The following is a 25,126-nucleotide window of genomic DNA, read 5'->3' on the forward strand; positions in this document are numbered from 1 at the left end:
CTATCTCAAAATTTAAAACTTCTCACCATTATAACTGTTATAGAGGAAATTTTCTAAAAAATTTTTCATTTCGTTTTTTTTTAAAAAAAAGCAGTTTTCGTAAACATTATTGTTTAAATGGAGTTAATTGGTTGCAGCGAAAGGATGCTCGCTTGCTGCGGGGGCGGTCGGAGAGCCTCCTCGCCGCTTTGCACTCTCACCTGTCCCGCTGCTCCCGCAGGAGTCTCGCACCTGCAGCGAAGACCAACCTTTTCACAAAAATTTTGTTCATAAAAACAACAATCTTTTAGAAAACCGTCCAAAAAAAAAGGTACTAGGCACCTGAACCTAGTACCTCTACCTTTTCAACAAATTCTAACCGACGAAGCTTCGTTAAGAGTACATCGATTTCAACTGTCATACCCGTTACATTTAATGAAAGCGTAACGTTTGCTCTCCCTTGTAAGGGAATCGTTTGATGAATTGTTAAGATATTACAGCCATCAGAAGCGACTAAACCCAATAGTTGGGATAATGTCCCAGAGCGATCTTCAAGATGAAAAAATAACGTGATAATTTTCTCTTTTACAATCGTATGAAAAGGAAAAACGGTATCGCGGTATTTATAGAAAGCACTTCTACTTAGATCGACTTGATGAACCGCCTCCCAGACAGAATCCACTTTTCCCCTCTCAAGGAGCTCCTTCGCTTCTAATGTTTTTTTCATAGCTTCTGGCAAAACATCTTCCCGAACAAGATAGAATTTGCCTTCTTGATTTCTTTTTACCAATAGTCGTTCCTCCAGTAATAGAATGATGAAGGATTAATCAATAAATTCGAATTCGTATTCATCTAAGAGACGAACACTGTCACCGTCTTTAGCACCTCTTTCTCTAAGTGCTTCATCAACTCCCATTGATCTTAACTGACGGGCAAAACGACGTACAGATTCTTCCCGTGTAAAGTCAGTCATTTTAAATAGTCTTTCGAGAGGTGCACCTTCGACGATAAATGTGCCATCAGAATCTCTTGTAATCGTGAACTCTTTTTCTTCTTTTTCATGTTTATAAAGAACTCGATTAACACCAATTTCTTCTTCTTCATACAATGGAAATTCTGGTGTTGTTTCCACTTTATCTGCAATGGTAAATAACAGATCACGAAGTCCTTGACGAGTAAGCGCAGAAATTGGGAAAACTGGGTAATCATCCGTTAATTTTTCTTTAAAGGCAATTAAATGATCTTGAGCATCGGGCATATCCATTTTATTAGCAACAATAATTTGTGGACGCTCTGTCAAACGAAGATTGTATTCTTCCAATTCTTTATTGATTGTAAGATAATCCTCATACGGATCTCTTCCTTCAAGTCCACTCATATCAATAACATGTACAATTACTCTTGTACGTTCGATATGTCTTAAGAATTGATGTCCGAGACCAACCCCTTCATGTGCACCCTCGATTAAACCCGGAAGATCAGCCATAACAAAGCTTCTACCATCTTCGGTTTCTACCATTCCTAAATTGGGTGCAATGGTTGTGAAATGATACTCAGCAATTTTCGGTTTTGCAGCAGATACGACGGATAACAAGGTAGATTTACCAACACTAGGAAACCCTACTAGACCTACATCAGCCAATAGTTTTAATTCCATAACAACATAGCGTTCTTGCCCTGGTTCGCCCTTCTCTGATAGTTCTGGCGCAGGATTAGCGGGTGTAGCAAATCTCGTATTGCCTCTGCCTCCCCTTCCACCTTTTGTAATCACCGAGCGTTGACCATGCTCTACTAGGTCAGCAATTATTTCTCCTGTGTCATCATCCTTAACGACGGTACCTGGCGGAACTTTAATGACCATGTCTTCAGCGTTTTTTCCATGCTGATTCTTTGACATCCCGTGTTCTCCACGAGGAGCCTTGAAGTGTCGTTGATAACGGAAATCCATAAGCGTTCTTAATCCTTCGTCTACCTGAAAGACGACATCTGAACCCTTACCGCCGTCACCACCGGCGGGTCCACCTTTTGGTACATATTTTTCTCGACGAAAGGCAACCATACCATTTCCACCGTCGCCGCCTTTCGTATAAATCTTGACCTGATCGACAAACATATTTTCACTCCTTACGTACAAACAAGCCTAAAGGAAACACTTTTAACACAATATTTATTCTTCTATATGTACTTAATTTTTATTTTGAAAAGTAACATATGATCATTCAATTGAAGAATATCCAGATAAAAGGCATTTCGTTCTTTGAGCTCTTGCAGCTGCTTTTCTAATTGTTGACTATTGTTTATTATTCCGTTGAAATCAAATTCAAAACATACTTCTTCTGTGTTAAAGTCCATCGACACAATCATTACGTTCTCAGCGTAGGGTTTAACAGAGTATTCCAGAATCCGAAACAGGTCTGAAAACCAAGTGACAAGCTGAATATCCTGCAATTTATGGGGATTTTCTTGGAGGATTTCATATTCTATATGAATCATATTCTTGTCCCAATTGTAGGTTAGCATCCATTCTGTAAAATGGGGCAGCTTTAAATTAGAAAGCTTTGATTCATTTTGAGCTTCCTGAACGATTTCATAAATGATTTCTTTTGCCCGTTCCACTCGATCCAAGTCGAGATTCCCTTTGATTAATTGCAACCGGTTCATCCAATCATGACGAGTATGTCTAAGTGCTTGAATTACGTTCCATTCACTACTCATTCTTTAACTCCCTATACAGAATATCGTTCATTCATCTTTACATGTAAGTATATCAGAAAGTAAAGAGAAACGTGAATTTTTTCCATAAAAATAAGAAAACTCTAACCGTAAAACGGCTAGAGTTTTCAAAGGTTAGCATTTTATGCTTCTTTCGCTTCTGGGTATACGCTCACTTTTTTCTTGTCGCGGCCCATACGTTCAAAACGTACTACGCCGTCGATTTTTGCGAAAAGAGTGTCATCTCCACCACGGCCTACGTTTTCACCTGGATAAATTTTAGTACCGCGTTGACGATATAAAATAGATCCACCAGTGACGAATTGACCGTCTGCACGCTTAGCACCAAGGCGCTTTGCGATTGAGTCACGACCATTCTTTGTAGAACCTACCCCTTTTTTCGATGCGAAAAATTGAAGGTCTAGTCTTAGCATCTGTCCCACCTCCTACGATTTGAAGGTTATTTTTATATACTTCTTATAATCACGTTCAATTGTTTGTAAGGAAACAATCATTCCCTTTAGTAAGAGCTGCACTTGTTCGTCCTTTTCTTTTGGTAAATCCTCTGAAAAAGTACAGTGAAGATAGCCCCCGTCAGTCTGTTCAATTTCAGGTTCTACACCCGTTAATGCTATAATCGCATTTATAGAACCGAAGGAAACAGCCGAAGCTCCAGCACAAACAATATCTTGACCATGTTCTGCAAAGTTTGCATGTCCATCCATTGAGAAGGAGGTAATCCTTCCATTCGGATCCTGACTAATGTAAACTCGAATCATTTCAATTCGCCTTACGCGTTGATTGTATCGATTGTTACTTTAGTATACGGTTGACGATGACCTTGTTTACGATGGTAGTTTTTCTTTGGCTTGTATTTGAAAACAACAAGCTTTTTCGCACGGCCTTGTTTTTCAACTTTAGCTGTTACAGTAGCTCCATCCACTAATGGACTTCCTACTTTCACACTATCGCCACCTACGAATAGTACTTTGTCAAAAGTTACTGTGTCGCCTTCTGTTACGTCAAGTTTTTCAATGTAGATTGATTGTCCTGCTTCTACTTTGATTTGCTTTCCGCCAGTTTCAATAATTGCGTACATAATCGCACCTCCTTAAAGACTAAGACTCGCCAATGACAGGTGATTGGAAAGTCCAATACTTTACAACCTGTTCTTGAGCGGTTGTAGCACGGGTGCTACAGAGCCATAACATTAAAAATCCTATCATATTATATAGAATAGTGTCAATAGAATTAGTAGAAGTTTTTACGTAGGTCTTTTTTTCACAAAAAAAATGTTAAGATGAAGTACTTCGCTGCCATAAGGATCTCTCGACCATCAGAAACAATTTCATTACTCAAAACGACTGATATGATAAAAAGGATGTGAATGCTCACGGACAACGAACCTTATTTCTTTTTGTAAACGTTTTTGCAAATCGTTAAAATAAACCTGGTGCTCCCCCTTGTAAAAATAAGCTACATCTACACTTACTTCAACCACAACGACTTCTTCGATTCGATTCCGATATTCGTGAAGTTCTCTTTCTAATTGAAATGCTTTTGTTTCAGGGCTTTCTATTCTTCCACTTCCCTGACATACTGGACATCTAGTCGTGACATATTCCAATAATGGCCGTTTTGTCTTCTTTCTGGTTAATTGTAAAACACCGAGATCATTAAATCCTATAATAATCGTACGGGTAAAATCAGTTCTTAATGCTTCTTTTAAAGCAAAGATAACTGCTGCGTGATGATCTTTTTGATTCATATCCACAAAATCAATCATTATCATCCCGCTTAAATTTCTTAACATGATTTGGCGACCAATTTCTTTTGCTGCAGCTAAATTAGTCTTAAGAACTGTCTGCTTGAGCTGATCTTTTCCTGTGAATTTTCCAGTATTAACATCGACTACAGTCATTGCCTCAGTTTGTTCTATGACAATCGATCCTCCATTTGGCAGCCAAACATGCTGTTGTAAAGCCTTTTTCACCTTAGATTCCAAATCAAAATGTGAAAAGATACCTTCTTGCCCGTTGTAATGGGATATGGACCAATTAGTTATTGTGTCTTCTTTTTCAAACTGCTCGGACAACTCTTTTTTTACAGAATAAGAGTCTGCTACAACCTCTACTTGTTGTAGTTTCTTTGCTAATTCTAAAAGGTCATCCATCATTCGGTCTCTTTGAAAAAGAAGCTGAGGTGCCTTGCCTATATTATTTTTAAATAGGCTATATTGCAGACGTAATTCCTCTAATTCCGCTATTATTTCATCCCTGGTTTGACTTAGAGCACTAGTACGAAATAAAATTCCCTCTTCTTTCGATGTTATTGTTTCTCCAAGCCTTTTCCACTCGTTACGAACTTTATCATCCTGGGCTTTTTTTGAAACAGCAATATAGCGGCCGGTTGGCATATAAACAAGATGTTGACCCTTTAATTCAATGATGGCTGTTAATTTCGGACCTTTTGTCCCAGTTGCATCTTTCACAACCTGAACGAGAATCTTTTCCCCTTGATGGATTTTATGTTCCTTTGAACCATCCAGTAGTGGGAGATCTCGGAAGTGCAGAAAACCGTTTTTATCATGCCCGATATTAACAAAAGCAGCATTAAGCCCCTTCTCTACTTTCTCAACAATTCCTACATAAATATTTTCTACAAGAGACTCTTGTTGGGGCTGATAGTATTGGATTTGAAATAAGGTTTGATCTCTCATTAAAGCCCATCGTTTTTCTCTTGCTACTGTGTTCAAAATGATTTTATACAAGTTGTTTCCTCATTCCCTTACCTGATCTCTTTATACATGCTTATCATAATCACAGAGGATAAATCAAGAAAAAAGAGGATTTCCAAAACCCAAGGTGTCAGGAACCTCAACCTCTCACCATTAGAAGAACATATTAAATCAACTTCTAAATATGAGCGAAAAATGAAGTTCGAGACCCTTTTTGGAAAACCTCTTTTTAAATAGTGGCCAAGTGAGATCCCGCAGCGTAGCGAAGAGGCTAACGGGTCACTAAGCGGATAGCGAAGTGTATTCAGGATCCGGGTTAAATAACAACAATTTTGACGTAAAGAGCCTTTAGAAAACAGCCATTTAAATTAAATATAAAAGATCCTTCGTTTTGGCTGTCGTCTTTTTTTCAGCAAAAAAAGCATGAAGCAACTCATTTTCATCGAGTTTTCCGGCTTCCTTATTTCCTTCATAAATGATAAGCGGGTGTTTATATCCTCTTTGGAATTTTTCCAAGACTGTCGCTAAGCTATCTTCTCCATTAATGATTAGTGGTTTTAATTGCTGGAAGGATTCATTCTTTCCGTAATACCTTTCAAGTAAGAATTTCATAAAGGTATAACGCCTTTGTTTCCATTCAGCCCATAATGAAAAATATAAAAAGGTAAGGATGATCCAAAGGTTTAAATGAAATGGCACCGTAACGATAACAATAAAATGTAACAAGAAGAGCATCGCTAATGAAAAGAAAATCGTCCATTCATAGGCTTTAATAAATGTCATTCGATAGCCAAAAATGACTGAAAGAATTTTCCCCCCATCTAAAGGCCAGATTGGAAGTAAATTAAATAGAAGAACCATAAGATTATATTGAATAAAAAGCTCAAACATCCTGTCTGGAAATAATCCTAGACTAAATAGTAACCAAGCTACTGCCATTAGCCATACATGCTGGAGAGGTCCAGCTATAATAACCAGCAACTCTTCCTTTAGTGAACGGTTCCCATGCTCATCCATTTCAGCTACTCCTCCAAAAGGAAGCAACGAAATTCGTTTTATTCTCCAAGAAAAAACATGGGCCATCACCCCATGTCCCAGTTCATGTATTAAGATAATCACTAACAACATTAATAGCTCAATAAAATGAGCAGTAACAACCGCAATTCCAATAACTAACCAGAGAAGCGGATGGATGGACACTTTTCCTAAAACACTCATCACATGTTTATTCAAAGGATATCACCTGGATTGGATCGACAAATGTATCGCCCTTTTTAATTGCAAAATAAAACTCACCTGTCTCAGCGGAATCATCGCCTTTAACTGTTCCAACCTTGACACCGCTCTTTACTTTCTCATACTGATTGACGTCAATAGATTCGAGGTGACCATACCATGATTCACTTTTATCATCATGTTGAATCACGACGGTATTACCCAAATCATCCTTCTTCCCTGCAAAGATAATTAAGCCACCCTTCATGGCATCAACGGTTTCACCTTTCGTTTCAATCATAATCCCTTTGCCATTGCTTTCGAAATTTTCTACCACTTTCGCTGAAGCTGGAAGGGCGAAATCCTTATTGACGGCTTCAGTTTGTTTGTTTTTTTCACCACCCAAAGGCAATAAGGCAAGAGGCTTACCAAACTGATCTTCATACCAATTAGACACAGCTGCAAATTGAAACTCACTTTCCATCGTCTTCTCTACATATCCGCGGGCATCCTGAAAAATAGGTGAAGGATTCTTATACATGATCGCTGTAAGCAGTACCATGATTCCTGCACCGAGTATTTTTAATATAAATACCTCTTTATTAAATAAAGGATGACCACCTTGTGATGGAGGCGGTGACTCATAGGTAGAAAAACGTTCCCCTCCATAACGCTCTTCGTCCGTAGGAAGAAGCATTCTTCCTGAGGTGTTCGAAGCTTGCGCTGTATTCATTTTCTTTCTTTTTGCAATCCTCTTTCTAATTTCATCCGCGCGATTTCCCATTAACACCATTCCCTCTCCCTATTACTCCTCTTTATCAGAGAGCTAGTCTTTTGCTTCAATATATGACTTGTCCATAGAGAATATGATAAGAAAAGCAGAAGCGCCTTGAACAGGCCTGACAAGCATAAGCCAAGTCACTTAGAAAAGGTGATTTTCCCTTTCTAGGTGACTTGGCTTATGACTCGAAGGCCAAGGCGCTGGAGCTGGACAATAACAAGCTTTTTTATCCATAAACACTCCAAATTTTTATACATTCTTATCTCATTAAAAAAACTGATAAAAGGATGAACCTTCTATCAGTTTAGTAATTTCTATGCTTTTACACCGAAAAACTTTTTCAATCTCGTGAACATTCCTGGCTTATCATCCTCTAAAGATTGTAACGGGACGGATTCTCCAAGAATTCTTCTTGCAATATTACGATAAGAAATCCCTGCCTTAGTATTAGGATCAAGGGCGATAGGTTCTCCTTTATTCGAAGACCTGATGACATTATCGTCATCAGCCACAATTCCAATTAGATCGATCGACAGATGTGTAGTGATTTCATCAACATCAAGCACTTCACCATTTTTCATCATATGATTCCTTATACGATTAATGACAAGTTTTGGAGGCTCAATCTCTTCTTTTTCTAATAACCCGATGATGCGATCTGCGTCACGAACAGCGGAGATTTCTGGAGTTGTCACAACAATAGCTTTATCTGCTCCAGCTACGGCATTTTTATAGCCTTGTTCGATTCCAGCTGGACAATCAATTATGATATAATCATATTCTTGTTTCAATTCCGAAATCAAAGCCGCCATTTGTTCAGGATTGACAGCCGATTTATCACTTGTTTGTGCAGCAGGTAGTAAATACAATTTATCTTCAAACCTTTTATCCTTTACAAGGGCTTGATGTGTTTTGCAGCGCCCTTCAACAACATCTACTAAGTCATAGATAATCCGATTTTCGAGCCCCATTATCACATCCAAATTCCGAAGGCCAATATCTGTATCTACTAAACATACTTTTTTGCCTTGCAGAGCTAATGCTGTACCCACATTTGCTGAAGTAGTGGTTTTGCCTACCCCGCCTTTTCCGGAAGTAATTACGATTGCTTCACCCACATTAGCGCCCCCCTTTAAAACTAGATATATTTGGTCTTATATGTCTTAAAACTTGCAAACGATCGACAACAATTTGATTTGAATCATCTATGTATGCACATTCCATTTCATGACCTTCCTCTTTTTCAAGGTGATCAGGTGAACGATTAAGTTGTTCTGAAATGCGCAGCTGTGTAGGCGTCATTTGCGAAGCGACGATTACTGCTTCATCATTACCAGAACAACCTGCATGTGCAACACCCTTTAAAACGCCTAGAATATATATGTTCCCAGCTGCTTTGACAGTACCACCGGGGTTCACATCTCCAATAATTAGTAAATCACCAGGAACTTCTATTACTTGTCCTGACCGAATTACACCTGTTATAGGGTATATATCAGATTCTTCGATAAGTTTATTCGCATCAACTTTTGTCATGACATTGCTCGAAATTTGCTCTACTATAAGGTTTCGATTATTACTTACAATTTCTCTGAGTTCCTGTTCTTGTCCCTCAGTTAAGTATCGATTGCCGGTTTGAATATTTACAGACATTAATGGACGGTCTTCCGAATGATGATATTGAGCCGTCAATTTAGAATCCAGCTCTTTCTTTAATTCTTCATATGAGCATTGATCATTCAAATGAAGTGTTAATCCATCCTTTGTTCCTTTTATTAAAATATTATGTTTTTTTATCATGACGCATTGTTCACCTCAGTCGTCATTTAATTCGACAAATACCTCTTTAATTCCTCTTTTTCAAACCTTAAAGCCTATTGTTCAATAAATTCTTTTCTTAAATTATTCATTAGGAGCTTTATAGGATAAGAGAAAATAATAATAAAGACCGCATTTAAAACGAGCGTTGGCCATAGCCTCCAGTCTGCAAACTGGATTAGAGTAAAGTCTGTCCTTTGAATAATAAAATTGAGCTGATAAACGAGTAATTCCAATATCGATATATTAATGATCATTGAAATCCCTACAACAATTAAATTGTTATGCAAAATTTTCATCATTTTATCCATTAAGAAAATCGTTAAAGGGAAAATAAGCATGTAAATTCCAATGATTTCTGTATAAAATAAATCAAATAAAAAACCGAACACAAAAGCATAAACAATCGCAGAACGGTAATGAAAAAATACGGCCATAAATAAAATGAAGATCTGCAAAAAGTGTGGAACAATAATTCGATGACTTTCTATTAATTCAACAGGAAAAACTCTGACAAAAATACTTTCACTATATAAGGTCATCAGGGCAAGGAATGGAAGAAGAAGACGTTTCATCATTCTTCCTCCTCCTTGTTAGCAGTATTAGGCTCTTTTGCTTTTGTCATCGTACGCTCTACAACCATTACATGCTCTAAATCATAATAATCCGCTGTTGGTTCAACATATGCGGTTTGCGTTAATCCGTATTGATCAGGTATGACCTCTGTCACTTTTCCCACAGGCAAGTTTTTAGGGAAAACCCCACCTAAACCGGATGTAGCAACAATGGAACCTTTTTTCACTTTCATATCATAAGGAATTCGTTTAACCATAAGCTTCTTTTTCTCTTTATCGAACCCTTCTACAAAAGCAAAGATATCTTTTTCTCCTTGAATTGTTACGGAAACTCGATTATTTGAATTTTTGGCACTTAATAGTTCAACGGTCGCCGAAAAATTTGTCGCGCTTTTTACTTTTCCTATTAATCCCTTCGAGGTGATCACTGCCATATTTGGATACACCCCATGATTTTCTCCGCGATTAATAATTAGAAGATCCTGCCATTGGTCCGGGTTTCTAGCAATGACAGTTGCATGAATTGGATTATATTCTCGTAAATTTTCTTCTTTTCCAACAATATCTCGCAGTTTTTCATTCTCTTTAGCTAAATCTTCAACTTTGATTTCCAATTGAACTAGCTCTTCTAAACGAGATTTCAGCTTCTCATTTTCCGTGTATGTATTTTGCAGGTTATCAAGATCTTCAAAAAAACCGGACACAGAGCTTACTGGCTTAGAAACAATCGATTGACCAAACCCAACAATGTCTTTCACAAATTGTTCGGGCCAAGAAATATTTTCTCTCTCTCGTAAAGAATAACCAACCAATGCCACTAGAACAATAATGCTGACGAGTAAGATGATCAACCGCTTATTCATGAAAAATTGTGGCATGATTTACACCTCTATCTCTTTCACTATAAAAATAGTGCTTTTTTAATTCCAGCACAAAAACGCAGCGTTCCTTCATATGAATAAGGTAAAATTAAAACCTGCTGCTTGCGCTAGTTATATCGTCGTATATATTCACGAAAATAATAAATGACTTTCTAAATCAATCACAAATACAGGGCCTGTCCCTTGTTTATCTTGATGGGCCAGCCCCAGTAATTTTATAACTTACGCTTATTTACCGCGGTTCTTAAATAAATGGATATGATCAAGAGCTTTTCCAGTTCCAATTGCTACACAGTCTAATGGATTTTCAGCAATTAACACCGGCATTTTTGTCTCATCACTAATAATCTTATCGAGGTTCCGCAGTAATGCCCCCCCGCCTGTTAGAACGATTCCTCGGTCCATAATATCAGCAGCCAGTTCAGGAGGTGTTGTTTCTAATGTACTTTTAACTGCATCCACTATAGCAAATACCGTATCATGAAGTGCTTTTCCAATCTCATCAGCGGTAATTTCAAGGGTTTTCGGAAGTCCAGTCAACAGGTCCCGTCCACGGACATCCATCGCTTCAATTCCTTCAGAGTCAGCTGCTGAGCCAATTTCTAATTTAATCGTCTCAGCCGTACGATCCCCAATCATCAAATTATATGTTTTGCGGATATAATTAATAATGGCATCATCCATTTCATCACCGGCAACGCGAATGGATTGTTTTGTAACAATCCCTCCCAGAGAAATAATTGCCACCTCAGTTGTTCCTCCGCCAATATCCACAACCATACTACCCGTTGGTTCCCATACAGGTAAATTTGCTCCTATTGCAGCTGCAAATGGCTCTTCAATCGTGTAAGCATCTCTTGCACCTGCTTGACGAGTAGCATCGATAACCGCTCTTTCTTCAACTGCCGTTATTCCAGAAGGGACACAAACCATTACATATGGTTTTCTAGCGAAAGGTGATGTTCCTTTCACTGCTTGTTTTATGTAATATTTCATCATCGTCGCTGTTGTTTCATAATCTGCAATAACTCCGTCTTTCATCGGTCTTAGAGCTACGACGTTTCCTGGTGTTCTTCCAATCATATTTTTGGCGTCATTTCCAACGGCAACAATTTGTTTATTATCAGTTTGTAAAGCGACAACAGACGGTTCACGTACCACAATTCCTTTTCCTTTTACGTAAACAAGTGTGTTCGCTGTTCCTAAATCAATTCCAAGGTCTTTCGTTCCAAACATGCTTGTATCTCCCTTTCTGATACGGATTGGGCGGTGTATTTTACATTACCAATCTATTTCATTTCTCCAATTTTTAGGTCAAAAATCACAAACAATATTATATCGCAACACCCTATAAAATCATAGTGTTATAAATACCCTTTTTCCTTTAAACTTACATATTTCTTCTCGCCAATAATAAGATGATCGAGAATGTCGATTCCGATAATCTTCCCACATTCCACTAGTCTTTTGGTAACCTCAATATCCTCCCTACTTGGTGTAGGGTCCCCAGAAGGATGATTATGAATACAAATAATTGAAGCAGCCGATCTTCGAAAGGCTTCTTTAAAAACCTCTCGTGGATGGACTATGGAGGCATTCAAGCTTCCAATAAAAATCGTCTTCTTATGAAGAACCTGATTCTTTGTGTTAAGAAATAAACATACGAAGTGTTCTTGAGAAAGAAAACGCATATCATTCATTACGAAATTAGCCCCATCCTCAGGTGAGCGTATCGAAAATCGATCATCATAGGTGAGATTACTAATTCTTCTCCCAATTTCGACAGCAGCCATAAGCTGTATAGCCTTTGCTAAACCAATCCCATGAATGGCTGTAATTTCTTCTATTGAAGCATCTTTTAGTAATCTCAACCCTTCGAACGTTTGCAATAGACGATTAGATAATTGTATTACAGATTCCGACTTTGTTCCAGTTCTAAGCAAAATAGCTAGAAGCTCTTGATTGGAAAGACTTTTTGCCCCGCTTTGGATCATTCTTTCGCGAGGTCGCTCATCATTAGGGTAATCCCTAATCATTAAGCGTTCTTCTGTTTTATTCGTCACAAACCCTTTCCTCCTTAATGTAACTATGGGAGGGAGGAAGTAAGCAAAGGTCAAACTCGTAACGATGGGTATCCCATTTTCTTCAATGTACGATAAAGCTTTGATATTGGAAGTCCAACTACAGAAGCATAATCTCCTTTAATCTCTTTTACAAATAATGCCCCAAGAGCTTGTATACCATATCCACCAGCTTTATCATAAGGTTCACCTGTTTCGATATAGTTTAGAATCTCTTGCTCTGTTAACTCCCAAAATGTTACATCTGTTTTTTCGTAGAATACTTCCTGTTGACCTTCAAATATGACAGCCACACCTGTAAAAACGGAATGCGTTATTCCAGATAATTGACTGAGCATCTTCTTGGCCTCTTCTTTGTCTTTCGGTTTTTCGAGAATATGATCACCTTGCGCCACTACGGTATCAGAGCCAATCACATAAGAGCTGTGATAATCATCAGCGACCGCAAGCGCTTTTCGGGTAGCTAGATCTGTGACGACACATTCAGGGCTTACCTTTCGATCAATACTTTCATCTACATTTGAATGAATAATGGAGAAATCAAGATGCAGTTGTTGGAGAAGCATTTTTCTGCGGGGAGAACTTGAAGCCAAAATGAGGTTAGTCAATAAAATCACCTTTCCCTTCTTCCATAAAGATTGGGAGATACAACATAATCCTACCAAATTCGTCAAAAGTTCTCAACAAATAGTCAAGAGATTAGGAAAATAAAAAACAAAAAAAGTGATAACCAACCATTCAACGTACAATTTCAAAGTACTAGAACCGAATAGGTCGATCATCACTTTTCTCATCTTAAATTATTTCCTAGAAAATATCACTTTCTGTCGATGTGTTGTTATAATTTATTATATTTTTCAATAAATGAAAAAAGACTTTCACGTGCCTTTTGAAGTTGTGCATCCTCTGTTGTTGAACTATATTCTTTCATGCTTGTGACAGCATTGGTTAAATCTTTTTTCATACTAACCAACGTTTTGTTTTCAATTTTCATCCCATCTAGTTCACTTTGCTGTTTTTCAACCGAAGTAATGACGCTTTTATTAACTTTATTTTCGAGGCTAGCAGTAAGGGATTCTTGAGCAAGTACAGTAAAAATCTTCATTCCTTTATTAATAAAATCAGCTTCATCTCCAGAAGCTTTAATTTCTTTTTCATCAAGGGTAAACTCTTTAGCATAAACTTCAATGTCTTTCTCTTTCAATTTTTCACCAAACGAATTAATGGTATCAAGGTTTTCACCTATCCCAACAAATAAATAATATTGTTCATCACTTGAAATCATCGCTACAGGTACACCTTTTGATTCAATGGATGATTGCATTGCATTTGCAGACTCTTCGGTACCAAACACACCCGCTTGTAGTACTGGAAGTGAAAAGGCTTGAATTTTATTTTTTGAACCACTCTTTCCACCAGATTCTTCCCCTTTAGAGGAGACCTCTTCTTGGAGAGCAATGGCTGGGGCAGACTGTTCCCCATCTGTTATAACATTTAATATAATAAACCCTAGCGTAATACCAATGGCAATCGCACCTATTAAAGGAAAGAGAAAGACAGTATAATCTTTTGCCCCCCCCTTAAAGCTCATCTTTTTCTTTTTACCTTTTTCTTGTACATAATTAATTTTTTTATATTCTTTTGGCGGCTTTTCTTCTTCATCCGGTAATACCCAGTTGAACGAATCATCCTCTGCACGATCTTTTGCCGCCGCGAGTTCATCTGTCCCTAGCTGCCAATCATGTACAAGCAGATCTTCTTGATATTTTGTTTTTTCGCCATTAATTTTAACGGTTATTTTCCCACTATTTTTACTCTGCTTGTCCAAATTTTACGCCCCTCCTTTTAGTTGTTTTTTTACATGCTATCATAGGCCACAAAAAAAAGAACAAGACTTTTGTCGTCTTGCCCCCATAGGTTTTCGTCAATTTTTTTAATTTCAATAAATTATTCTGGCTTTCATCAATCAGGTATGGAATTTGTCGAAAAGGTTTGTTCTTGTTTAACCTTTTGGTATGTGGAATCAAGGGAATTGATTTGTGAGTTAGGTGCATGTATATTTACAAAATGAATAAAATCGTTATTTTTGGTAAATGAAGTTATACATCATTCGTTAACCGCATTAATGATCTAGATATATAAAGAATAATACCATTGTACGATTTCCTCACCATAAAAATAAGCTAGAATTGTCCCAAGACAAATATAGGGGCCAAACGCAATGGCCTCACCTTTCTTGAATTTTCCAATCAACATTCCAGCTATACCAACAACAGCTCCTAATAACGTGGCAAGGAAAAAGGAAAGTAAAAGACCTTTTACGCCAAGTACAAAGCCAATAAGTGTGAACAGTTTAATATCTCCACCTCCCATTCCACCTTTACTGATAATGGCGATCAATAAAAGTAAGGAAAAACCAAGTGCTGCTCCTGTTAGCGAAGCCCACCATGGTGATAGCGGTTTAAAGAGACGTTCCACTATAAAGAGAATGGCAAAAAATAAGAGTACCTTATCTGGTATGATCATATATTTGAGATCACTAACTGTAATAATCGAAAACAACGAAATAAGCGTCAGTGCAATAATGAGCTCTAACTGAAGACCGAAAACTTGGTAAGCAAGAACAAAAAATGCCCCTGTTATGACTTCCATTACAGGATACAAAGGAGAAATCTCCCCCTTACAGCTGACACATTTCCCGCCTTGCATGATAAATGAGAAAACAGGGATGAGTTCTTTTGTACTGAGTTGATGTCCACAATAGGGACAAGCTGAGCGGGGCCGGATTATTGACTTTTTTAACGGTATTCTTAAGCCTACAACGTTGTAGAAGGATGCTAAGAGTAGTCCGTAAATAAAGAATAATATATTCATAGAAAATTATTTATTATCTCCTTATGTGTTTTGATGATTATTTTTAGTTTAACACCATACATGTTGCCAAAATAGAGAATAATCCACTATGCCAATCATTTCACATATTGTGCAACACGATTTCTCCCCGCTTGTTTTGCTCCCGTGTAAAGTGCACGATCGGCTTGGCGGATGAGTGATAAGCCATCATCTGCTTCATAGGGAGCTGTAGCAACTCCTAGACTCGCAGTAATATTCACACTTAATTGTTTACGTTCTTTCTCTAAATCACTGTGTAATAGGAAGGAATGGCTTTCTATATGGATTCTTATATCTTCAGCCAATTTTAATGCTTCTCCTTTTTTAATATCTTTTAAGAGGATCACAAACTCTTCTCCCCCATAACGTGCAACTGTCCCTCTTAAATCGATCAATTTCTCTAGCTTCTGTGCCAATACACAAAGAATTTCATTCCCACTTTGATGACCGTATGTATCATTAATGGATTTGAATCGATCAATGTCTAGCATTATTAAAGAGATACATTCATATTCACCAGAATGTAAACCTGCAATTACCGCCTCTAACTCAATTTCAAAATAGCGGTAATTATACAACTTGGTTAATGCACATCTTTCACTATCCCATTTTGTTGTTTCATAGTGTCGTGCGTTTGCGATTGCAACGCCTAAATAGGAACATAGTATATCAACAATCATTAACTGATATTTTTCAAATGCATTTTTCTTTGATGAGGCCAGCAGAAGAACTCCTCTTACCATTTGGCTTCGTACTATTGGGACACAAATGACGCTTTCTGCATCCTCTGGCATATATCCCCCTACCAATGAATCCCATTCTGTCTTATTACGAAAAATGATGGACTTTCCAGAAGCCCAAACGCCTCCACTTATGTCTTCATTCCTTTTTAATGGGGAAATATCATTGTTTTTAAGTTCACCTTTTTCTACTCTTCTAATGAGAATAAGCTTATCGTCTTTTACATCTAGAATATAAGCATACTCAACAGGTAATGTGGAAGTGATCCTATCTAAGAATAAGTCTAACACTTCTTTGACATTTAAGTTTTCCGTTAATTGGTGGCCGATTTCAACGGCCTTCTGCAAGTATTGATTTATTTTTTCGGAAGAATTATATAAGCGAAGAAGTGTAGCAACCGAAATAAAAGGAATACCTAGTAAAAACAGTGAAACAGCCCCTAGTTCTAAAGACAAATAAAACCATGTAACTCCAAGGGGAAACATTAACATGATGGATAGAAAATCCCATACTAAGTCTTCTCCTAATAGCTTTATCTTTCGATCTAGGAAACGAAAGAAAACGATTAAGATCACTTGATTCAGGATTATGTTCATAACTTGATAAACTATGGCAGGTCCTACTAATTCTTCTAATGGTTGCGGGCCAATTTCGCCACCTATCCCGAAATAAAGGAGTCCGCTTAAAATGGATACGAGAAAAAACATCGAAGAGTTAAGAGGAATTCGATACATTTCATTTTTATTAATTCTTAATTTAACCAACAAAAGAACAACCGAAAATTGCATCAGCAGAACTTCAAAAAATAGGCCGTATTGTAAAAAGGCTGCTAATGTTACCCATTGAATCATAACCATGGGAGTACTGTTAATGACAATCGGCATGAATGAAGCACATGCCGTCATGACAAATAAAGAGATGACTCCCCATATATTTTCAATTTGTGGAGGAAAGAAATGATAGGTTAAGTATAGCCCTGGCGGAACAATAAATGCCCAAAGTATCCAAATAAATTTCTTCTGGTTGGTACCTACATCCATTTCCAATCCCCTCTCTCGAAAATAGTTAAAAAGTCATGTTTTTATGAATATTTTACCAAACTAAAGCAAAGAAGTCATCTTTAGTTTCACCTAATTCCTTAAAACCGAATAAAGATATGGTTTTACTTGGGATATAAAATATAGCGAGCCGGTAATCACTAAAACTTCATCCTCTTTGACTTCGCTAATCATATTAGCCAAAGCTGATTTCCAATCAATCATTTCAATTACGTTATCAATTGATATAAAAGTTGCTAATTCTTGTGGTGAAGCAACTCTCGGAAAATCAAAGGTCGTCAATATTAATTGCTCTGCTACTCTTTCAAAACCTGATAGCATAGGTTTTAGATCTTTATCTTTTAGAGCTGCTACCATTATTTTTACCTTTTTATTAGACCATCTATCTTCAATTGTTCTGATTAGAGTTTTTACACCTTCAGGGTTATGGGCTCCATCAAGATAGATCAATGGTACTGAAGAAATTTGTTCCATTCTTCCTGGCCAATAGGCATATTTAAGTCCTAATTGTACTGCTTTATGATCGATATGAAATCCATACTTATCGTTTAATAGTTCGATTATTTTTAATGCAAGTGAGGCATTTTCGATTTGATGTCTGCCTACCATTGAAATCTCATAAGACTCTTTATATTCTCCTGATATAAAAGTAAACTTTTCTCCAGATTGAAGGTTTTCTTCCTTATCAGTATCAAAGTCAACACCATATAGGTAAAAATCAGCTTGCTGTTCATTTGCTTTTTCTTTAATAACTTTAATGGCCGCTGGTTGTTTAACACAACTAATGACAGGTACATGTTCTTTTATTATTCCTGCCTTTTCAAAAGCTATTTCCTCGAAGCTTTCTCCAAGAAACTGAGTATGGTCCTTGCCAATATTCGTAATTGCCGACACTAATGGCTGAATAATATTCGTCGAATCCAGTCTCCCCCCTAAACCAACCTCATATATCACAATGTCAACAGGATTAACATGAGAAAAATAATAAAAGCTCATCGCCGTAATCACTTCAAATTCAGAAGGACCTCCCCATTCCGATTCTTCCATTTCCTCGGATAATGGGATTATGATATTAACTAGCTCCACTAGGTGGCTATCCGCGATAGGTTCCCCATTAATACTAATTCTTTCGTTAAATCGTTCAAAATATGGAGAAGTAAAAGTTCCAACCCGCTTGCCTGACTGTTGCAAAATATTTCTTAAAAAGGTAACGGTTGAACCTTTTCCATTTGTTCCACCAATATGAATCGTTTTGAGCTTCCTTTCGGGGTGATCAAGCTTTTCCATCATATATTCCATGCGTTTAAGTCCCGGCTTTATCCCGAGACGTAACCTCGAATGAATCCAATTCACTGCTTCTTCATATGTAGCAACCATTTCTTCACCTCTTTAAAAGAGGAGGCAAATCTGAAGGACGATTTGTTCTGTTACATCCGTTCAGATAGCCTCCAAATCCTTTTTATTGTTCTTTTAATTCTTTGATTCTTGTTTCAACGACTGCTTTTTTATCAAGATAATCTGCTTCTTTAGCTTTTTCTTCATCTACTACTTTTTGCGGAGCTTTACTTACGAACTTTTCATTACTAAGTTTACCTTGTACACGTGCAACTTCCTTGTTCCACTTTTCTAGTTCTTTTTCTAAGCGAGCAATTTCCTCTTCAATGTTGATCAGACCCTTAAGGGGTAAGAATAGTTCAGCACCTGTAACAACTGCTGTCATTGCCTTTTCAGGAGCACTGATCTCGGTATTGATGATAAGTTCTTCTGGGTTACAGAAGCGATCAATATAAGCTTCATTTTTTTGAAGAATTCCGAGAACCTTTTTGTCTTTTGCTTTAATCATAATTTTAATTTGTTTACTTAATGGTGTATTTACTTCTGCTCTTATATTACGCACTGAACGAATAATTTCAACAAGCAGCTTCATTTCCTCTGCAGCAGCATGATCTGAAAGCTCACTATTCACAGTTGGCCAAGCGGCTTCTGTAACCGACTCTCCGTTATGAGGCAGATTTTGCCATATTTCCTCGGTAATGAATGGCATAAAGGGATGAAGAAGGCGCATTGTGTTGTCAAGAACATACGCAAGTATTGATCGAGTAGTTTTCTTTGCTGCTTCATCATCTCCATAAAGCGGAAGCTTCGCCATTTCAATATACCAGTCACAGAAATCATCCCAAATGAAGTTGTAAAGTATGCGTCCAACTTCTCCAAATTCATAACGATCGGCTAGCTTTGTTACAGATTCTATAGTGTCATTTAATCGAGTAAGGACCCATTTATCTGCAACAGATTTTTCACCGCTTAAATCAATTTCTTCATACTTTAATCCATCCATGTTCATTAAAGCGAAGCGAGAGGCATTCCAGATTTTATTTGCAAAGTTCCAAACCGACTCCACTTTCTCAATGGAGAATCTTAAATCTTGACCTGGTGAGCTCCCTGTTGATAAGAAGTAACGTAGTGAATCTGCACCATATTGATCGATAACCTCCATCGGATCAACACCGTTACCAAGCGATTTACTCATCTTACGGCCTTCCGCATCACGTACAAGTCCATGAATTAAAACATCTTTAAATGGACGTTCATTTGTAAACTCTAAGCCTTGGAAAATCATACGTGAAACCCAGAATCCGATAATGTCATATCCTGTAACAAGACAATTTGTTGGATAATAACGGTTAAAATCCTTTGATTCTATCTCTGGCCACCCCATCGTTGAAAACGGCCAAAGAGCTGAACTAAACCATGTATCTAAGACATCCACTTCTTGGTCCCAATTTTCAATATCCGCAGGTGGTTCATGATCGACATGAATTTCACCTGTCTCTTTATGATACCAAGCTGGAATTCTATGCCCCCACCAAAGTTGCCGTGATATACACCAATCCCTGGTATTCTCCATCCAACGCATATAAGTATTATTGAATCGATCAGGTACAAAGTTAACCTTTTCCTCTGAATCCTGTAACTTAATGGCTTCATCTGCTAATGGCTGCATTTTAACAAACCATTGTGTCGATAAATAGGGTTCAACTACTGCATTACTTCGTTCAGAATGTCCGACAGAGTGTAAATGCTCTTCAATTTTGAAGAGGACTCCTTGCTCCTCTAGATCTTTAGCAATTTGTTTGCGGCACTCAAAGCGATCCATTCCTTGATATTTTCCTGCTTTACCATTCATTGAGCCGTCTTCGTTCATCACTAATATTCTCTCGAGATTATGACGATTTCCAATTTCAAAATCATTAGGATCATGAGCAGGAGTAATTTTAACCGCACCGGAACCAAATTCCATGTCTACATAATCATCGGCTACGATCGGAATTTCACGATTTGTAATCGGAAGGATAACATTCTTGCCAATTAAATGTTTATATCGATCGTCTTCTGGATGTACTGCGACCGCCGTATCACCAAGCATTGTTTCAGGACGAGTTGTAGCGATTTCAATATGTCCTGTACCGTCTGCTAGAGGATACTTCATATGATAAAACGCACCTTGTACATCCTTGTGTATTACCTCAATATCAGAAAGGGCTGTTTTGGTTGCAGGATCCCAGTTAATAATATACTCTCCGCGATATATAAGACCTTTCTTGTAAAGAGTAACAAACACTTCACGAACCGCTTTTGAAAGCCCCTCATCAAGGGTGAATCTCTCGCGACTGTAATCAAGACCTAGACCTAATTTAGACCATTGCTTGCGAATGTGCTCAGCATACTCTTCTTTCCATTTCCATGTTTCTTCTACAAACTTCTCACGACCAAGATCATATCTGGTCTTGCCTTCATTTCTTAGCTTTTCCTCTACTTTCGCTTGCGTAGCAATTCCTGCATGATCCATACCAGGTAACCACAATACATCATACCCTTGCATTCGTTTCATACGAGTCAAAATATCCTGTAATGTCGTATCCCATGCATGACCAAGGTGGAGTCTACCCGTTACATTCGGTGGAGGAATGACGATAGTATATGGTTCCTTTTCTTGATCATCCTTTGCTTCAAAAAATTTGCCATCTAACCACCATTGGTATCGACCCTTCTCAATATTGTTAGGATCATATTTTGTGGGCATTGTTAATTCTTTTTCATTCGTTGCCATTATGATTTCCTCCTTAAAATTTATTCCAAATAAAAAAACTCCTACGTCAAAAGGACGAAGGAGTTCATTCGCGGTACCACCTTTTTTTCAAATAAAGGAACAACAGATCTTCATTTGAATCTTCATTGAGATAACGGCTATTTAACCGGACTCTACTACTACATTTTTCATAGAGGCTGCTCAAGGGCGACCTTCCAATGTCTACGCTTAGGAATTCTCAGCAACCATTCCCTCTCTGAAAGCAAGTGACCATTGTACTCTTCCCTATCTTTGCATTCAATCTTTATTAAATTGATTATTTACTCATTATAGTATCCAAAAACAATTCATTTCGTCAATCATTATTGACTTATTTTTATAAAATCATTCTTTTTTTCATAAATATGGGTAAATGCACAAACATATATTTATATCATATAGTGATGTATAGAGAAAAATTCGGAGGAGAGAGAGATGAAAAAAAAGTTTAATTATGGCCATTACTCTATGCCCCCATGGTTAAAAACCTGCCGCGATATTTGTAAACAATTCATCATACCTTTTACAATCTTTCAAGGGATTCGTACTTTCTTCATACCTACAACATTTGATGTCCTCCTATTAGCTATTTTTCTTTTATTAGCCTTTGCCTACCATGCTGAATGGATTTAAAAAGGAGCTTCTTCACTCTATGTGGAAGCTCCTTCTTGTGATTGTTGTTGTTCTTTTTTCTGTCTTTCATATTCATCAATTCTCATAATAATGTATTCTGTATTTTTAAGAAGCCAAAAATGTCGCTGAATTTTTTTAACGAATTTCATTTCATTCCGTTTAGACTTTGGAGTATGAAAATATTTTTTAACTACTGAAATAACAGTGCTTGGATAGGCAAGATAGCTTAACAATAGCTTCATCTCTTCATTCCGGAATGAAATATGCTGAAAATAAGTCATTAGCCATTCAATACACTCATCATAGTATTTGGGGTATGATTTCAGTGTTCGTGATAAGAAAGGTAACAGGTCATGTATTGGCGACCCTACCCTTGTACCTTCAAAATTGTGAAAGTATCCATACCCTCTTTCATCATAGAGAAAGTGCTCTGACGATATCTTTCCATGTACAATGACTGTTCTCACTTTATCATGATCCTTGGTTTCTTCATACCACTCATCAAACTTCTTTCTAGAAAACCTCAACGCTTGAGATACATCATGATAGTATAAACAATAAATCAATTGAAATGGGGATAAATAGGTTTCTTTTTCACAAGCTTCTACAAACTCCTCCAAAAATTCTTGTTCCTTTTCCCATCTCGATGTTAATTCTTCATAGTGATCTTCTCTTTCTTCTTTAGCAATCGTGATTTCTTTCGAAGAAATCGTATGAAGTCTCGCAAGTTCACGGAATAACTTCTTATTTTTTTCAAATTGATCTTCCTTATATTCATTCAGTACCCATGGCATACAATAATATAGCTTATCCTTATTCCAAACTGCATATCGTCCATCCAATGTAGGGTAGATTGGAACAATGCGGTTATAGCCAAGTTGAAATAAGCGCTGAACATTACGAACAAAGTCAACCCCTGTTGTAGCAGAAATTTCTTTTAAGGCCAATGTCCCTTTATTACTAAATATTTTTTTAACTTTTCCATTGTTCTCTACAAAGTGTGGAGTGACTCCGTATGGTTTTAATATTTCATTTAGGTTAGAAGACTGGTTAGGTTCCACATGATCACCCGCCTTACTTAAATAAGCATTCTTACTATTAAACATACTCCTAGAGTGGCGAATAGACACCAAAGAAAACGAAATCGAAGAGGCTGTCCCAAAGGGGTTAAGAACCACCATCTTCGTCGTGGTTCCAGACACCTTGGATTTGGGACAGCCCCTATATATTAGTTATAATAGGCTGGTTCAACTGGAATATAGAGAACTTGACCTTCATACAGATCTTGGTTAGCCTCTAAATGATTCACTCTCAGTATTTGTGGGACACTTAGCTCATATCTTTCTGCAATTAAATCAAGGGTCTCACCTTCTTGGATTATACATACTTTCAATTTTGCTGCTCTTTCCTCTTCCTTTCGAGCAAAGAAATCTGTTAATGAAATCGACTCATAGTTTTTTTTCGATTTCTTTTTCTTGTCTGTTTCTTCCGGTTGCTCTTCTTCAGAAACATTTTTGGTTTTTCCCTTATAATATTGATGAACTTGCGGTGATGAAGATGACTCTTCTTCTATTTCAGCAGAAATCTCCTCTACCTCTACGTCCATCTTTACATCCTCATTTGAAGATTCGCTAAGTTCTTGGATTGGTAAATCGAATACACTTTCCTTGCCTCTAACTTCTTGCTCTTCGTTTTCTTCCGAGTACCCTAAAATTGGAGCTTGAGATGGCTTGGAATCATAATGAATTTGTACAGGTACTTCTTCTTCCTCTTCCTCTTCCTCTTCTTCTTCCTCTACTGGTTGTCGACCTTCTACAGAAAAAGGTTCGTATAAGTCTTCGTCATCCTCCTCTTCAGATTCCGAGATGGATTCATATAATGCTTCTTTATTCACTTCTACAGGCTGACGAAATTCTTCGACAACTTGTTCTTCTAATTCTTCTTCTCCCACTTCTTCTTCAGATAGTCTACCATCAGTAGAGACTGTTTCATATAAATCTTCGTCATCCTCTTCTTCAAAATCAAAGGAATAATACTCCTCTTCCTCCTCGTATTCTTCCTCATACTCCTCTTCAAATTCATCTGTTCCTTCTTCGGTTTCCGCTTCTTGAAGTGTGGGAGCAGACCTATGAAGAGGCTCGAGGGTCTGTTCCTCTTCTAAATCAATAGGAGCTGTAGTTTGTTGTTCACCATAAATTCCTGCAATCGTCAGATCTGCATTTAGTTTTAAACAAGCATTTTCAGGAACTACGTAATCAAATGCTTCTACAAATACATCTATGTCTTCCAAATTCACAATTCGATTTTTAGGAATTGTCACATCAACAGGAAAACTATGAGTAAATTCACATTCCCCTTTTTCTCTTTTCTCCACGATTTGTACAAACTTACCACTATGATGAAGATCTCCCCAAGTATCTTCTTCTTCCTCTCTTATCGTTGAGGGCAAATATTCACCTGTAAGGTCTAGACTTCCCCGTATGACTACATATTGTTCTTGCTCTTGTATTGTTATATGAGGATCTAAGGAGATTGAGAGTAATTCTTCTACTTCCTGTCCTTTTTTAAACCAAATGGATTCTTCCAATGAAAATCGTAAACACGATTGTTGTTCTCCAGCCAAAAGAGCTCCTCCTTTCAAGTTCCAGCCATAGGAATGACAATGTCATTAACAATCTATGTGGAAAATCACTAGAATATGAACATTTAATCTTTGATTAATTAAATAGTTAGTTAAGGAAATCAGAATGTCAAAAATCAATGAGTCAATTTCCATAGAAACTAGCTTTTCATTATTCTTATAGAAGGGTATAAAAGGCTTGTTTATAAGTAATCATCATATTGAGTTATAACAAAAAACCTGAACTAAAATTAGTTCAGGTTTTGAAAAAATA

The 25,126-nt window shown here is 37.3% G+C and carries 24 protein-coding genes and 2 other annotated features; of the genes, 1 reads left to right on the forward strand and 23 read right to left on the reverse strand.

What is annotated here, in order from left to right; genetic code table 11:
• Positions 1 to 313: 313 nt before the first annotated feature.
• The 21 genes from JOC86_RS06610 to JOC86_RS06710 form a co-directional block, all read right to left on the reverse strand.
• Positions 314 to 769, reverse strand: a complete 456-nt coding sequence (locus JOC86_RS06610; protein ID WP_205169278.1) for an ACT domain-containing protein — start codon at positions 767 to 769, stop codon at positions 314 to 316.
• Between the two features lie 33 nt (positions 770 to 802).
• Positions 803 to 2,092, reverse strand: a complete 1,290-nt coding sequence (obgE, locus tag JOC86_RS06615; protein ID WP_205169280.1) for a GTPase ObgE — start codon at positions 2,090 to 2,092, stop codon at positions 803 to 805.
• Between the two features lie 62 nt (positions 2,093 to 2,154).
• Positions 2,155 to 2,694, reverse strand: coding sequence for a Spo0B C-terminal domain-containing protein (locus JOC86_RS06620; RefSeq protein WP_205169289.1), 540 nt, complete (start codon positions 2,692 to 2,694; stop codon positions 2,155 to 2,157).
• A gap of 140 nt (positions 2,695 to 2,834) precedes the next feature.
• Complete coding sequence (gene rpmA, locus JOC86_RS06625; protein WP_205169292.1) at positions 2,835 to 3,125, reverse strand: 50S ribosomal protein L27; 291 nt, start codon at positions 3,123 to 3,125, stop codon at positions 2,835 to 2,837.
• Between the two features lie 12 nt (positions 3,126 to 3,137).
• Positions 3,138 to 3,470, reverse strand: coding sequence for a ribosomal-processing cysteine protease Prp (locus JOC86_RS06630; RefSeq protein ID WP_205169294.1), 333 nt, complete (start codon positions 3,468 to 3,470; stop codon positions 3,138 to 3,140).
• An 11-nt stretch (positions 3,471 to 3,481) separates the two neighbouring features.
• Positions 3,482 to 3,790, reverse strand: a complete 309-nt coding sequence (gene rplU / locus JOC86_RS06635) for a 50S ribosomal protein L21 (protein WP_205169296.1) — start codon at positions 3,788 to 3,790, stop codon at positions 3,482 to 3,484.
• A 12-nt stretch (positions 3,791 to 3,802) separates the two neighbouring features.
• Positions 3,803 to 3,883: a sequence feature (ribosomal protein L21 leader region), on the reverse strand.
• A 159-nt stretch (positions 3,884 to 4,042) separates the two neighbouring features.
• A complete protein-coding gene (locus tag JOC86_RS06640) occupies positions 4,043 to 5,461 on the reverse strand; it encodes an Rne/Rng family ribonuclease (protein ID WP_205169298.1) in 1,419 nt (472 codons plus the stop codon).
• Positions 5,462 to 5,791: 330 nt separating this feature from the next.
• Positions 5,792 to 6,661, reverse strand: a complete 870-nt coding sequence (locus JOC86_RS06645; RefSeq protein WP_205169299.1) for a M50 family metallopeptidase — start codon at positions 6,659 to 6,661, stop codon at positions 5,792 to 5,794.
• Entirely contained in the window at positions 6,654 to 7,427 is a 774-nt protein-coding gene (locus JOC86_RS06650) for a M23 family metallopeptidase (protein WP_205169301.1), read from the reverse strand. The genes JOC86_RS06645 and JOC86_RS06650 overlap by 8 nt, the downstream gene beginning before the upstream one ends.
• Before the next feature lie 311 nt (positions 7,428 to 7,738).
• A complete protein-coding gene (minD, locus tag JOC86_RS06655) occupies positions 7,739 to 8,542 on the reverse strand; it encodes a septum site-determining protein MinD (RefSeq protein WP_205169302.1) in 804 nt (267 codons plus the stop codon).
• A 1-nt stretch (position 8,543) separates the two neighbouring features.
• On the reverse strand, positions 8,544 to 9,224 hold the full coding sequence (gene minC / locus JOC86_RS06660; RefSeq protein ID WP_205169304.1) for a septum site-determining protein MinC: 681 nt from the start codon (positions 9,222 to 9,224) through the stop codon (positions 8,544 to 8,546).
• A gap of 74 nt (positions 9,225 to 9,298) precedes the next feature.
• A complete protein-coding gene (gene mreD / locus JOC86_RS06665) occupies positions 9,299 to 9,820 on the reverse strand; it encodes a rod shape-determining protein MreD (protein WP_205169306.1) in 522 nt (173 codons plus the stop codon).
• The gene (gene mreC, locus JOC86_RS06670; protein WP_205169308.1) at positions 9,817 to 10,695 is read right to left on the reverse strand and encodes a rod shape-determining protein MreC; all 879 of its coding nucleotides are present in this window, start codon (positions 10,693 to 10,695) and stop codon (positions 9,817 to 9,819) included. Before mreC ends, mreD begins: the two co-directional genes overlap by 4 nt.
• Before the next feature lie 231 nt (positions 10,696 to 10,926).
• Positions 10,927 to 11,934: a rod shape-determining protein gene (locus JOC86_RS06675; protein WP_205169310.1), complete on the reverse strand. Its 1,008-nt coding sequence runs from the start codon at positions 11,932 to 11,934 to the stop codon at positions 10,927 to 10,929.
• Between the two features lie 128 nt (positions 11,935 to 12,062).
• On the reverse strand, positions 12,063 to 12,734 hold the full coding sequence (gene radC / locus JOC86_RS06680) for a RadC family protein (RefSeq protein WP_205170181.1): 672 nt from the start codon (positions 12,732 to 12,734) through the stop codon (positions 12,063 to 12,065).
• A 77-nt stretch (positions 12,735 to 12,811) separates the two neighbouring features.
• A complete protein-coding gene (locus JOC86_RS06685) occupies positions 12,812 to 13,345 on the reverse strand; it encodes a Maf family protein (RefSeq protein WP_419096025.1) in 534 nt (177 codons plus the stop codon).
• Positions 13,346 to 13,617: 272 nt separating this feature from the next.
• The gene (locus JOC86_RS06690) at positions 13,618 to 14,607 is read right to left on the reverse strand and encodes a hypothetical protein (RefSeq protein ID WP_205169312.1); all 990 of its coding nucleotides are present in this window, start codon (positions 14,605 to 14,607) and stop codon (positions 13,618 to 13,620) included.
• 302 nt (positions 14,608 to 14,909) lie between these two features.
• Positions 14,910 to 15,653: a prepilin peptidase gene (locus JOC86_RS06695; RefSeq protein ID WP_205169314.1), complete on the reverse strand. Its 744-nt coding sequence runs from the start codon at positions 15,651 to 15,653 to the stop codon at positions 14,910 to 14,912.
• Between the two features lie 95 nt (positions 15,654 to 15,748).
• The gene (locus JOC86_RS06700; RefSeq protein WP_205169322.1) at positions 15,749 to 17,452 is read right to left on the reverse strand and encodes a sensor domain-containing diguanylate cyclase; all 1,704 of its coding nucleotides are present in this window, start codon (positions 17,450 to 17,452) and stop codon (positions 15,749 to 15,751) included.
• 90 nt (positions 17,453 to 17,542) lie between these two features.
• Entirely contained in the window at positions 17,543 to 18,847 is a 1,305-nt protein-coding gene (locus JOC86_RS06705) for a bifunctional folylpolyglutamate synthase/dihydrofolate synthase (RefSeq protein WP_205169324.1), read from the reverse strand.
• An 82-nt stretch (positions 18,848 to 18,929) separates the two neighbouring features.
• A complete protein-coding gene (locus JOC86_RS06710) occupies positions 18,930 to 21,581 on the reverse strand; it encodes a valine--tRNA ligase (protein WP_205169333.1) in 2,652 nt (883 codons plus the stop codon).
• Between the two features lie 47 nt (positions 21,582 to 21,628).
• Positions 21,629 to 21,861: a binding site (T-box leader), on the reverse strand.
• A gap of 173 nt (positions 21,862 to 22,034) precedes the next feature.
• On the opposite strand from JOC86_RS06710, the gene JOC86_RS06715 reads away from it, so the two are divergent.
• Positions 22,035 to 22,232 carry a hypothetical protein gene (locus tag JOC86_RS06715; RefSeq protein WP_205169335.1) on the forward strand — a complete coding sequence of 66 codons (198 nt, stop codon included), beginning with the start codon at positions 22,035 to 22,037 and terminating at the stop codon, positions 22,230 to 22,232.
• Between the two features lie 17 nt (positions 22,233 to 22,249).
• On the opposite strand, the gene ysxE is transcribed toward JOC86_RS06715, so the two are convergent.
• Positions 22,250 to 23,338 carry a spore coat protein YsxE gene (gene ysxE, locus JOC86_RS06720; protein WP_205169338.1) on the reverse strand — a complete coding sequence of 363 codons (1,089 nt, stop codon included), beginning with the start codon at positions 23,336 to 23,338 and terminating at the stop codon, positions 22,250 to 22,252.
• A 122-nt stretch (positions 23,339 to 23,460) separates the two neighbouring features.
• The gene (locus JOC86_RS06725) at positions 23,461 to 24,855 is read right to left on the reverse strand and encodes a LysM peptidoglycan-binding domain-containing protein (protein ID WP_239587407.1); all 1,395 of its coding nucleotides are present in this window, start codon (positions 24,853 to 24,855) and stop codon (positions 23,461 to 23,463) included.
• Positions 24,856 to 25,126: the final 271 nt, after the last annotated feature.

It is taken from the genome of Rossellomorea pakistanensis, from assembly GCF_016908495.1.
GTDB classification, from domain to species: Bacteria; Bacillota; Bacilli; order Bacillales; family Bacillaceae_B; genus Rossellomorea; species Rossellomorea pakistanensis.